Here is an 11,940-nt window from a genome sequence, read left to right as displayed (position 1 = left end):
GTAGAAAGGAATGATAACTACATTAACTAAAAGAAAATCACCTACAACTCTATTGTTGCATATTCTATGTCAAGTGCTTTTATCTTTTGGAAAACCTTATTTAAAGGAGTATTTGAAGCTTAATTTTAACATAGACCACTCTGAAGACTTTGTGGTATGTGCTGTTGATGATAAAGCTGTAGAAGATATATACGATAATATTAAAAATAAAATAGAAAATGAAGAATAATTTGGAAAATTCAAGTTTATTACATTATTTGCTTTAATCTAAGATAATTAAAGATATCAATTAAAACGAATTTTATCAGAATAAAAAAATGTATTATTAGGAGGAAATTCAATGAAAGAAAGTAAAAAAATTTTTTCTGTACTATCCCAAACGGTAATAACAGGCTTGATAGTAGTAGCAGTAGGTACAACAGTAGTAAAAGCCAAACCAGTAGCAATATCTATAGACGCAGAGGATAATAAAACCTATGAATATCAATATCAAGCGTTAAGGGATTCGGCATTAGCTGAAGTGCTAAATGGAAAAGATGATCCGCAGTCTAAGTTATATATTGATTTTGTAAAAAGGAAGAAATCAATTAAAGCTTATTATGACGATGTGAGAAAGGCATATATAAGCGCTGATATAATATCAGAAGCAGCCATTAAAGCTGTTACAGGAGATACCCCCTTTGATTTTATTGCTTATCTTGAAAATTCCAGCACTCCAATAACAACACTAGCAACTCCAAATAAAGTTGCCTATGATGCTAATGGAAACCTAAGCATTGTGGTACCACCACCACCAGTTGTACCAGTGCCATCAAGTGATGGTGGTACATATGTGCCGCCAACAACTTATTCTGTAAGTGGAATTATCACAAGTCACAATAATATAACATTTACAGGATTAACAATAGGCCTATATACACAGGGAGATGAGGAATTTCAACATCCAGTTGGAACAGGAATAATAGAAGATAGTGGAGTGTTTAGAATCAATTCGCCAGTTGTATCCGGAGATTATGTGCTTAGAATAGCGGCATCTTCAGAAACTCAAGAGGTAACAAGCACTATTCATGTACCTGACAATGCTTCTTATAATATAACAATTAATTCGCAAGAAGTAGCAGTGGGAAGCGGCTCGGTACAAGGAGCAACAGCAGGAGATAGCACTATAACAGGATTGGTACAAGGGCTAAAATATATAGTAACAAAAGGAACAAACTATTACGGGGTGTTAGCTGATGGAACTTTAAGTGAAGCTCAAACTGATAGAGAAAGGGCAGAAGACTTAGCGGCAGCACTAACAGGAAGTGCTATAACAGGATTAACGAATGGATACATTTATAAAGTGGAAGCATTGACAACGCCGGCTGAGCTGCTGATAAACTTTACACAAGGAAGTACACCAGGAACTACATCTGCAATGGCGATTCCAACAAACGGCAATACTTTGGTGTATAAAATATCAAACGCAGAAATAAGATCGCCGTATTTAGGTGATACAGTAACAGGAACAAGCCCTCTAGCTATCGGAGAGGACATAAGTGGAGTAGATACGGTGAATAATAAATATTTGGCAGTTTATGAGATAGATGGAAATGGACATGTGGTTGGTTTTTCTTCTACAACTTTAACGTCATCATCTATAAGTCCGATTTTAGTACAGCCAGCAACTACGACAGCAGGGGCTATAACATTATCTCCAGCAAACGGAAACCGTGGAGCGTCTCAAAATATTGAAGTAATATATACTCCAGGAGAGACTATGACAAACGGAACAGTTTTATTTACTTTACCTGAAGGGTTTTCAGCAGACTTAACAACTGATAAATTTAAAATAGCAGATGGCGAAGAAACAGCATTAAATCAAGAAGAAATAGGTAACAACGGACAGACAGTAACATTAACCGATGTAAATGCAAGTACAAGTAGTGCAATAGTGCTTAAGTTGATAAACAAAACTATACCAGATGCAAATACATATAACTTTAAAGTTGCAGCTGATTCAGATGGATTGGGAACAGCTAAAACATGGAGTGCTGGTACAGAAACAGAATCTGCAGCATTTGTTTCCATGCCTACATGTGTAATAAGCGGGCGTGTAAATAATCCTAATGGGGTTGTTCTATCAGGATGTGGAGTATCTCTAGAAAGTGCTGGCGGTGCTTTAATAGCACTAGGAACTTTAAATGCTGATGGGACATATACAATTATTACACCGTTTCAAGACGAAATCTGTACCGTCAAGTTAATAGGTTCTTATTCTGGTTCAAGTGATAATATAAATATAAACACAGAGAATCTTACAGATATTAATATCAATATCCACTGATAACTAATAATAGAGCAAGGCGAACTTTTGAGTTCGCCCTAGTACCCCTGGGGTCGTTACAGAAACTGGAAATTTCTATTTACTATGAGTCGCTACTTGAAAAGAGTTTTTTACTAAATTTTAAATTTATTTATATCTATGTTCAATTTTTCTGTACTTTCCCTTGATAGTGAAGCTTGATGCATTATTTCACTGGATTCTTGATTTATATTGTTCATCTTTTCAACTATATCTAAGGTTCCCTGTGCACCTTTAACTGAAGAATTAGCTACTTGATCTATAGCTTTTAGCATTTCTTCAATTGAAAGTGTTAAGTCTTTTGCAGTAGAACCAAATTCATGGATAATAGTATTGATAAAGCTTGTATCCTCTATATATTTTTCTGATATATCTAACATTGACTTGTAGTCCTTGATAACATATTTTGAAATATATTTTAGCAGTTCACTGGAGCTAACTGCTAGTATGTTAACGGTTTCTGTTACTCTAGCATTTATATTTTGTATTTCAAATATTGTAGCTTTTGATTTTTCTGCTAGCTTTCTAACTTCGTCAGCAACCACTGAAAAACCTTTTCCTTGCTCACCTGCTCTAGAAGCTTCAATTGCTGCGTTTAAAGCTAGTAGATCTGTTTGAGAGGTTATTTCTATAATAGCTTTTGAAAGTACATTAATCTGATCTACAATTTTTGAATCCTCAATGGCCTTTTCTAAATCTGCTTTTGTTTTTGAAAAAATTGATAAGGTTTTTTCCTGTGATTCTTTAAAATTGCTTTTTGTATTGATAGCTCTATTATGAATTTCTGTTGAAGTTAACAAACCGTTTTGAGACTTTTCCGTAATGAAATCTAATGAACGTTCAATTTTCTCAGAAGATGCTGCCATTTGTTCAGCATATACAGCGTTTTTCTCCATACTTTGAGCTAAATCTTCTGTAGTCATTAAAACATCATCTATATTTGTGTTTAGGTTTGAGGTGTTTTTTGAAATATTGTTAACTAACGCTTCAATATGGCTTGAACCACCTTTTATGTTATTTACTAAATTTTTCAGAGAACATAACATAATTTCTGTAGAATTTTCAATTTCACCAATTTCATCTTCACGTTTTTTTCTGTTTTCACAAATTACATTAGAAAGATCTCCTGTAGAAATAGTATTCAAATTACTAACAGCCATTTTTAATGAATTTACTATTGATTTGTTTACAAATAGTACAATAATAATGAAAGTTATAAAAGTTATAATAGTAATAAAAAGTTGAACAATCTTTATTAAACTAATTTTTGCTTCAGATTGTTTTTGAAGAGAAGTGGCAATGTTGTTAGATAAAGATAGCAAATTGTTATTATTTTCAGCTATAAACTTAACAGATTTAATATCATCTTTTTCTAAAACATTTTTTACACTTTCATAAAATGGTTTCCAGAGATCATCAGCTTTTTGAGCTATAGAAACATTTTTTCCTAGATTATTAATAGTTACTTCTGCGTTATTAGTATCCAAAGTGGTTCCACCATTTAAGAATGCTTTACTAGTTTTGTCATAAAGGTCTGCTGAATTTTTTAAGTCTGCCTTTACAGCGTCTACATTAACACCCTGGATTTTGTCATTTTGAGCAAGTAAAAAGGTATCTTTGCTCATTGTCTGACTTAACATTCTTTGTCTGCCAGCTAGGTTAACTAAAAGAGCATCCTGCTTTTGTAATTTAAGCATGTTTAAAATAAAAATGAAATTAACTATAATTAGTAATAGTAGAATGAGAAAGCTTCCAATAATTTTGAATTTGATACTTTTCATAAAGGTTCCTCCGTTATATAGAAAATTGCTAACCTATTACACTACTAGCAGCTTGCTTAAGAGTATCTGCAGATGCTGACAATTCCTCCATGGTACTTGATAATTCTTCTGTAGCAGCAGCCTGTTGATGTCCTATAGCGGTGTTATCATTAATTCTTTCATTCATTATTTCTATTTTCTCATTAATTTTATTTAGAATGTTTTCAACATCTTTTATAGCAGTGGTACTATTTTCAGCCATTTTACGAATTTCCTTTGCTACAACAGAAAAACCTTTTCCATGTTCTCCCGCCCTTGCAGATTCAATAGCAGCATTAAGACCAAGCATATTTGAAGTATGTGCCACTCCACGAATAATTTCTATTATTTTTCCTGTTTCATTTATTTGTTCAACTATTTCTCTTGCCAGAGCTTGAAGTGATTCCTGTTGAGCTGCCAATTGTCCAGCAGAAGCTGCAATTTCTTCAACAGTAGCTGTAGTTTGTTCACAAGACGCTGCAACCACATTTGAAGTATTAGTTATTCTTTCACGATTTTCCACCCCAATGCCAAGTGCTAATGCTCCAACGACTTTTCCATTTAGGTCACATATAGGAATAGCAGTAGATTCAAATTCCATTCCCAAAACTTCTTTTCCTAATAACATTCTTTGAGGCTTAGCAAGATTAATAGCTTTATATATCGAATCGTTTTTAGGAATATCCATTCCTATTATATCTGTTGGTGTCTTAATTTTTTTACCTGGAACATAACCAATATATTTTTGGGTATCAGTTACTCTTATCATACAATCCAAAGGGACTAGTTTCTGAAGAACCGGTGCTAATTTAACAATAAACTCCATTAAATTTTCACATTGAACATTTTTATTTTCTAACATCTTACTACGTCTCCTCTTCTTTTTTACTTATGCCTGACTACTTTATGATTTTTTATTCCAGCTAGCTTTCTATGCTGAAAATATTATTTTTAACTTTCGTTTGTCCGATCGCTACCATTGCTAATATCCCTACCTTCTCCAAGTTAGAGATAAGCACTGCTACGCGCCTGGATAAGTTCTTCTAAGACTCAGATGGGTAAAATGAATGCCTAAATTGTATTTTATGAGCTTGCGCAGGTAAGAGGTATTCCTCACAGGCAAAGTCTATCTGAGTCTAAGAATCACTTGATATAAAAGCATTTTGTATTTTATTATAGCTTTAAATGGATAATTATACTGTGACTATAATCACATATTACAGATATTTTCAATTTATCAACAAAAACTATTCTGGTTATTGTATAATAATTTAAAATGTTAATTCACAGGAGGAAGTTATGAGTTGGAGCAAAATGAAACAAAGTCTAGAGAGTTTTCTTTGTCCTGCATTATGTGGTAGGGTAGAATATGGTGCCACCAGCTACCGATATTTACCTGATAAAGCTGGGCAATGTTATATAAAAGTAGATAAAAAGAACATATTCAATATGAGTGATGCAAGTACCTTAATCAGATGGTATAAGACAGAGCAGGAAATAAAAAATGATCCAGATATTCAAATTCCTATTAGTGATGAGGAAATTGAAATGGTCAGAAAGAATACCAAGGGCACAGTACCAGAGGATAGGTTAAAAGTAATTGCAACAAATAGAAAAATATCAGAATATGCAAAGGAAATACTATCTGCACAATCAGCGTTAAGCAAATCAAATTTCACTGTTGTAGTGAATAGATTCTTTACTATTTCTATAGAGGAAAGTCTAGAGAGCAATGATATCTTATTAAATGTCTTGGCATTGGTGGACAGACGAGTGGGAAAAAAGCGACTTTTAAAGATGGCCGATAAAATGAAGTTGAAGCACCCAATTGTGCAGTACTTTTATGAACTGAGGTTTAGCAATTGATATATGAAACTGACTTGAGCATAGATACTGATTATAATCTATGCTCAATAAAATGAAGGAGAAAGTATTATGGAATTTAAAATAACTGAAGGATTAAATATGATATCCATAGGTTTAGGGGAAATAGGTAGTTACCTAAATTTTCATAATCCAATATCGGTTACATGGTACGATTGTGCAGGTTCTGTTGGAAAATATCTATGCCTTTTACCCTATAATAAAAATTATAGGAAAGAACTAAGAAATAGGATAATTGATAGTCTGAATGGTGATTTCTCTGATAATATACAAGAACTGCATGAAATATTAAAGCCTCTTTTTCAGCTTTTTCCTAATGGAAACTATTCTTTGAATTTTTATAACAGCAGTGAAAAAGGTTTTTTTGCATATAAGACTTCAACTGATAATTATTCTAATGTTCATTATGAAAATTGGGAAATTATGTTTTCTGAAAAAGATACAGATATTGAAAATACTGAAAAAATTAAAACTCGTTATGATGAATACTTAAATGAAAAAGCAAAAAACAATGAATTTGTACTTAGCTTATTGGAATATTCCACCTCTGGTTTTTATGATGGATATTATAAAGCTTTAATTGCTACACAGCCTTTTTCAGAAATAAACAAAGAAAGGGTTGCTTATTTTGAAAAGGAAATTAAGAAGGGGAATAGACCAGCTGCTATCATATATAATTGCTATTTAAAAGAACAGGATGACGAATCAGCAGATTTTGTGTTGGATGGTCATCATAAATTATTAGCATATCAGAAATTAAAGATACATCCTCCAATAATTGAAATTAAACATTTGCCGCAGAATATAGATGAGGTGTACTTTAACATTGAAAAGTTAATCCAGTGTCTCTATCCTTGGCAAGTTGAACATATTTTAAATCATTGGGATGATAAGGAAGAATACTTTAGTGAATTACTTCAAAATCCCGACAGCAGCATCCATAATTTTATTAAAAATGGTCAGGTAAGGGAATTTTACAAAAATGGACAACTAAAACATGAAGCATATTATATAAATGATAAAATACGTGGGGAATCACGAGGTTGGTTTGATAATGGACAAATAGAGTATGAGCATTTTTATAATAATGGTATAAGGGTTGGCCTCTGGAAAGATTGGTATAAATCAGGGAAAATAAAATATGTGCAGCCATTTAATGATGAGGGAAAATATAATGGGCATTTAGTATCTTATTATGAGAATGGTCAAATCAGATGGAAACAATTTTTAAAGAATGGCATCAATGAAGATGGAGTATCTTATCTTTCTTGGTTTGAAAACGGTAATAAGGAAGCTCAGCTTAAATATCTAAGTGGTAGCATGGTTGAGAGGAAGAAGTGGAATCTTAAGGGAGAATTAATATATGATGAAAGAAGCTAATGGGAATATGAGAGCTTGAAAATATCTCTACCTTTTACCCTATAAAAAATTCAAAAAAGCTAACAATAATTAAATAGCAGAATTTATAACAAAATACTTAAATAAGAGGGAAGAAGGTAATTAGTGTGAAAGTTAGACCATATATCTATTTTTATGGTGAATGTGAAGAGGCAGTAAACTTATATTCAAAAGCTTTCAAAACAAAAGCAAAAAATATAATGAGATTTAGTGACATTCCACCAAACTCCAACATGCCGCCGCTTTCAGAAGAACAAAAAAATTGGATTATTCAAGCCACTATTCAATTGGGGGACAATTTAATTAGGTTATCTGATTCATTGGAAAAAATAAATAAGGATGGTTCCCTTGTTTGCATATGTGTAGAAGGTAGTATTGATGAAATACAACATGCATTTTCAACTTTGAAAGAAGGTGGGGAAGTTTTAACCCCATTAGCGAGAACATTCTTCAGTACTTGCTATGGTTCGCTTATAGATAAATTTAAAGTACACTGGGAATTATCTGCTGATGTTCAAGAACAAGATTAGAAAATACATTATAGAGTAGACGAAAGTATAAAAGCTTAAAAGTATTTTGCTAGTCTGGGGAGGGGGAAGTATGAGTAAAAATATAACCATTAAAGATATTCTTAATACTCCTGAGTTCTGTGATTTTAAAGTACTAGCAGGAGAAAAAGCCTTAAATAAAAATGTCAGTTCAATTACAATTATGGATGCTCCTGACCCATTTAAATGGTCTAAGGGAGGTGAAATTGTATTATCAAGTGGATATATTTTTAAAGTCCATTTTGATGAATTTCACCATATTATTATGAAGCTGCATAGGGCGGGGATAGCAGCACTTTTTATAAAGGTAAAAAGATTTTTTAATGAGCTGCCTGAGGAAATTCTCAGCCTAGCAGATGAAATAGGCTTTCCTATAATTGAAGTTCCACTGCAAATGGCTTTTACAGAAGTTATTAATCCTGCTCTATCTCAAATAATAAATCTACAGGCAGAAGTATTAAAAATTTCAGAGAAAATTCACAGTACCTTTACTGACCTGGTGATTAATAATGAAGATACCCAAAGTATAATAAATGCCCTTTCAGACTTATTAAATGAGGATATTTTATATTATGATACTTATTTCCAAAAAGCTTACTATTCCTGTAGTATGGAAATGGTCACAGAGGAATTTAGAGATTTTAACTTGTCGGATATTTTAAACAAATATCATTATTATACAATAGGAATAAATAAAGAAGTTTATGGTTACATAATATACTTAAAGCATAAGGGAGAGGATATTGAAAAGGACAATTATAATGCGCTGTCCCATGCAAATACAGCGTTAATATTAGATGTTCAGAAAAAGATATCCAGTTTGCAAATAGAGGATAAACATAAAAATGAATTTGTTCAGGATATTATTATGAACAATATTAAGTTCAAAGAGGAAGTAAATAAGAGAGCAGAGATATTTGGCTGGGATTTATCAAGGCCAATACGTGTGATGGTAATAGATATTGATAATTTTAAAGTTGAATATTTAAAGCTGGAAAGCAAGAATTCAAATGAAGAGCTTGAATTTATTAGAGAAAAGATTATAAAGAATATTACACAAATCATAAAATCCTATTTTAGGGATGCTATATATGCAACCTTCAGTGACAGCTTAGTATTTCTGCTTCAACCTAAGGATAAGGATATGAAGCGGTTTGATTCTCAAATTAAAAAAAGCAGTGATGAAATAAGAAATTCAACTCGTGAAAAATTTGAATTTACTGTGACACTTGGCGTTGGTGATTTTAAGGATGATATAATGGAAATACATAAGAGCTATGAGGAGGCACTTATGTCTATTAAAATAGGGAGAGTGCTTTATAAAAATGACGCTGCTATTTTTTATGGGGAGCTTGGTGTTTTTAGATTGCTTTATTCAGTATATGAAAATGAAGAAGTTATGGAATTTTGTAAATCAAGTATTGGTAAGATAATAGACCATGATGAAAAATACAATTCAGAACTTTTAAAAACACTGATTATAATTTTAGAGAATGATTGGAATTTAAAAAGTGCTGCAGATAGTATGTTTATCCATTATAATACCATGAAATATAGATACAAAAAAATATCAATGCTTTTAGATGAAGACCTGAACCAATATGAAGTCAGATTAAAACTATCCCTGGCATTAAAAATTTATCAAATGACAAGATAATGCTTATTTACTTTAGGGATGCCAAACAAAAACCTATGCTTAAATTTAGTTTTAGCATAGGTTTATTATTGTTGAATAATTTACTTGTGGAATATTATAGGTGTGTTTCTTTTTGGTAGTGTAAGCTTAGTTTTCATATATCCCATACTCATAGGACAAACTAACTCATATTTCTCTGGTATTCCGTATTTTTCTTTAAATTCTTTTGTATTTAAAGTATGTTCTGCAAATCCAATCCAGCAAGTTCCAATCCCCATGCTGTGAGCAGCTAACATTATATTTCCAGCAGCAAGACTGCAATCATAAACATACCAATGAGATTCTGTATTTCCATAAACGATTAATAAAGTATTTGCATGATTAAAAACACTATATTTAGGATTTTTTAACCAATCTTCATATTGATTTAGATAAGGATATTTTTCAAGGTTGTCTAGTAAATATTTTTTTGTCATTTCAGATAGAGAATCTATTTCATTCTTATCTCTAATAATTACAAATCCCCAAGGTTCCATTCCTGAACCTGTTGACGCCTTCGTGCCAAGTTCAATCAGATTTGTCAACGTTTCCTCCGATATAATTTCATCAGTATATGCTCTAATACTTCTTTTACTATTAATACATTCTAAGATATCCATTTCTATTTCTCCCTTCATCATATGTTAAAATTTTTTAAACCCAATCAAGTTCTTAAATGGATTCTATCATACATCAGAATTCTTTTATAGTCAAATTTGGTAATATTTTTTTCTCCTTTTTATACATGTTAATGAAGGACTTGGAATTAACATGTATGCATTGTACTCTAGGTACAAAAAAAACGTATTATTTTGATATTTTAGGAATAATGATTATTTTTTAAAACAAGGTATACTTTAATTAACAAGATTTGATATAACTTTTTAAGTTGTGTAAAGGTTATCTTTCATAAGGGAGAATTGTGAAGTGATTAAAAAGTGTAAAGGAAAGAATCTAAAATATCAAAGAGGAGGATTAGCAAATGAACAGAGAAAATTTGAAGACAAGGGATGAACAAATCAAAAAAGTTGAGAGTTACAGATGGGTTGTTTGGACTATTCTTGCAGCGGTATATATTTTTGTGACTTTCCATCGAATGAGTGCTGGGGTTGTAAAAAATGATCTTCAACAGGCATTTTCAATTGGAGCAGCACAGTTTGCCAATATTGGATCAATGTACTTTTATGCATACTTTATCATGCAGATACCATCGGGAATACTTGCAGATAAACTGGGACCTAAAAGGACAGTTTCAATGTTTTCCATATTAGCAGCAATAGGTTCAGTTGTTTTTGGATTAGCTCCTAACATTGGAGTTGCCTATGTAGGTAGGTTTCTTGTAGGAATTGGAGTTTCCGTAGTATTTATCTGCTTAATAAAAATACAGTCTCGTTGGTTCTATTCCAGAAATTTCGCCTTAATGATAGGATTTGCAGGACTCGCAGCTAACTTAGGAGCAATACTAGCACAAACTCCACTTGTTATTGCAGCACAGAAGTTTGGATGGAGAAATACCTTTGTTTTTATGGGACTCGCAATGGTAGTTTTCGCAGCATTAACTATGATCTTTGTAAAGGATGATCCTAAAGATATGGGGCTTCCTGGTATGGATGAACTTGAAAATAGACCTGCAGTAAGTGCGAATATTAAAGTTATGCCAGCACTTAAATCAATTATTACAAACAAAAGGACATGGGTTATATCCCTTGCATATATAGGACTGTATACAGGGTATGTTGTATTCTTAGGAACCTTTGGAGTTTCATTCCTTATGCAAGCATATAGTTTGACTAAAGTAAAAGCAGCAAACTACGTAATATCAGCTGTTATAGGTTCATCAGTTAGTGGTTTAATAATTGGTTATCTTTCAGACCGTTTCAAGAATAGAAAGATTCCATTAGTTCTTTCAACTACGCTGACTTTAATAGGATGGATAATTCTTATCTACACTAGAATGCCTCTTAGTCTTCTTACTCCATTCCTGTTTGTTTTTGGTTTTGTCATGACAGGCTTTACAATGTGCTGGACAGTGGGAAATGAAGTAAATGATAGAAGGCTTTCTGGAATGGCTACTGGAGTTGTAAATTGTGTTGGATTCTTAGGAGCTGCAGTTATTCCAGTGGTTATGGGTAACATTCTTGATAAATATAAGAATGTACCAGCAGTTGGATATGAAAAAGCATATTTTGTTTTAATAATTTTAATGGCTGTAAGTACAGCAGCATCATTTTTTTCAGCTGAAACAAGAGGTAAAAATATATATCAGGAAAAATAAATTTTATAGGAGGGATT

10 protein-coding genes are annotated in these 11,940 nt (G+C 32.1%); 7 read left to right on the top strand and 3 right to left on the bottom strand.

Going from position 1 to position 11,940, the window contains the following annotated elements; translation table 11 throughout:
- Positions 1-10: 10 nt before the first annotated feature.
- A complete protein-coding gene (locus tag Ccar_RS13860) occupies positions 11-229 on the top strand; it encodes a 4'-phosphopantetheinyl transferase family protein (protein WP_007063105.1) in 219 nt (72 codons plus the stop codon).
- 111 nt (positions 230-340) lie between these two features.
- Complete coding sequence (locus Ccar_RS13855) at positions 341-2,326, top strand: BslA/BslB family hydrophobin (protein ID WP_007063106.1); 1,986 nt, start codon at positions 341-343, stop codon at positions 2,324-2,326.
- A 113-nt stretch (positions 2,327-2,439) separates the two neighbouring features.
- Here the strand turns inward: Ccar_RS13855 and Ccar_RS13850 are convergent, their stop codons facing one another.
- Together Ccar_RS13850 and Ccar_RS13845 are read right to left on the bottom strand one after the other, a co-directional pair.
- Entirely contained in the window at positions 2,440-4,125 is a 1,686-nt protein-coding gene (locus Ccar_RS13850) for a methyl-accepting chemotaxis protein (RefSeq protein WP_007063107.1), read from the bottom strand.
- Positions 4,126-4,153: 28 nt separating this feature from the next.
- A complete protein-coding gene (locus tag Ccar_RS13845; protein ID WP_007063108.1) occupies positions 4,154-5,005 on the bottom strand; it encodes a methyl-accepting chemotaxis protein in 852 nt (283 codons plus the stop codon).
- Between the two features lie 437 nt (positions 5,006-5,442).
- Here Ccar_RS13845 and Ccar_RS13840 point away from each other — a divergent pair, with 437 nt between their 5' ends.
- From Ccar_RS13840 to Ccar_RS13825, 4 genes are all read left to right on the top strand, one after another.
- Positions 5,443-6,009 carry an SF0329 family protein gene (locus tag Ccar_RS13840; protein ID WP_007063109.1) on the top strand — a complete coding sequence of 189 codons (567 nt, stop codon included), beginning with the start codon at positions 5,443-5,445 and terminating at the stop codon, positions 6,007-6,009.
- Positions 6,010-6,078: 69 nt separating this feature from the next.
- On the top strand, positions 6,079-7,407 hold the full coding sequence (locus Ccar_RS13835; RefSeq protein WP_007063110.1) for a toxin-antitoxin system YwqK family antitoxin: 1,329 nt from the start codon (positions 6,079-6,081) through the stop codon (positions 7,405-7,407).
- Between the two features lie 125 nt (positions 7,408-7,532).
- On the top strand, positions 7,533-7,955 hold the full coding sequence (locus Ccar_RS13830; RefSeq protein ID WP_007063111.1) for a VOC family protein: 423 nt from the start codon (positions 7,533-7,535) through the stop codon (positions 7,953-7,955).
- 70 nt (positions 7,956-8,025) lie between these two features.
- Positions 8,026-9,630 (top strand): PucR family transcriptional regulator, encoded by a 1,605-nt coding sequence (locus tag Ccar_RS13825; RefSeq protein ID WP_007063112.1) that lies wholly within the window; start codon positions 8,026-8,028, stop codon positions 9,628-9,630.
- A gap of 80 nt (positions 9,631-9,710) precedes the next feature.
- Here the strand turns inward: Ccar_RS13825 and Ccar_RS13820 are convergent, their stop codons facing one another.
- The gene (locus tag Ccar_RS13820) at positions 9,711-10,268 is read right to left on the bottom strand and encodes a nitroreductase family protein (protein WP_007063113.1); all 558 of its coding nucleotides are present in this window, start codon (positions 10,266-10,268) and stop codon (positions 9,711-9,713) included.
- Positions 10,269-10,630: 362 nt separating this feature from the next.
- Here Ccar_RS13820 and Ccar_RS13815 point away from each other — a divergent pair, with 362 nt between their 5' ends.
- Positions 10,631-11,923 carry an MFS transporter gene (locus Ccar_RS13815; RefSeq protein WP_007063114.1) on the top strand — a complete coding sequence of 431 codons (1,293 nt, stop codon included), beginning with the start codon at positions 10,631-10,633 and terminating at the stop codon, positions 11,921-11,923.
- The last annotated feature ends 17 nt before the right edge of the window (positions 11,924-11,940 follow it).

This window comes from Clostridium carboxidivorans P7 (assembly GCF_001038625.1).
Lineage (GTDB): Bacteria > Bacillota > Clostridia > Clostridiales > Clostridiaceae > Clostridium_AM > Clostridium_AM carboxidivorans.
This window is presented reverse-complemented; position numbering and strand designations above follow the sequence as displayed.

What these genes read in the sequence shown, in the direction of transcription:
- Ccar_RS13860 (WP_007063105.1), top strand. Translation starts at nt 11, where the DNA reads ATGATAACTACATTAACTAAAAGAAAATCACCTACAACTCTATTGTTG.
- Ccar_RS13855 (WP_007063106.1), top strand. Translation starts at nt 341, where the DNA reads ATGAAAGAAAGTAAAAAAATTTTTTCTGTACTATCCCAAACGGTAATA.
- Ccar_RS13850 (WP_007063107.1), bottom strand. Translation starts at nt 4,125, where the DNA reads ATGAAAAGTATCAAATTCAAAATTATTGGAAGCTTTCTCATTCTACTA.
- Ccar_RS13845 (WP_007063108.1), bottom strand. Translation starts at nt 5,005, where the DNA reads ATGTTAGAAAATAAAAATGTTCAATGTGAAAATTTAATGGAGTTTATT.
- Ccar_RS13840 (WP_007063109.1), top strand. Translation starts at nt 5,443, where the DNA reads ATGAGTTGGAGCAAAATGAAACAAAGTCTAGAGAGTTTTCTTTGTCCT.
- Ccar_RS13835 (WP_007063110.1), top strand. Translation starts at nt 6,079, where the DNA reads ATGGAATTTAAAATAACTGAAGGATTAAATATGATATCCATAGGTTTA.
- Ccar_RS13825 (WP_007063112.1), top strand. Translation starts at nt 8,026, where the DNA reads ATGAGTAAAAATATAACCATTAAAGATATTCTTAATACTCCTGAGTTC.
- Ccar_RS13820 (WP_007063113.1), bottom strand. Translation starts at nt 10,268, where the DNA reads ATGGATATCTTAGAATGTATTAATAGTAAAAGAAGTATTAGAGCATAT.
- Ccar_RS13815 (WP_007063114.1), top strand. Translation starts at nt 10,631, where the DNA reads ATGAACAGAGAAAATTTGAAGACAAGGGATGAACAAATCAAAAAAGTT.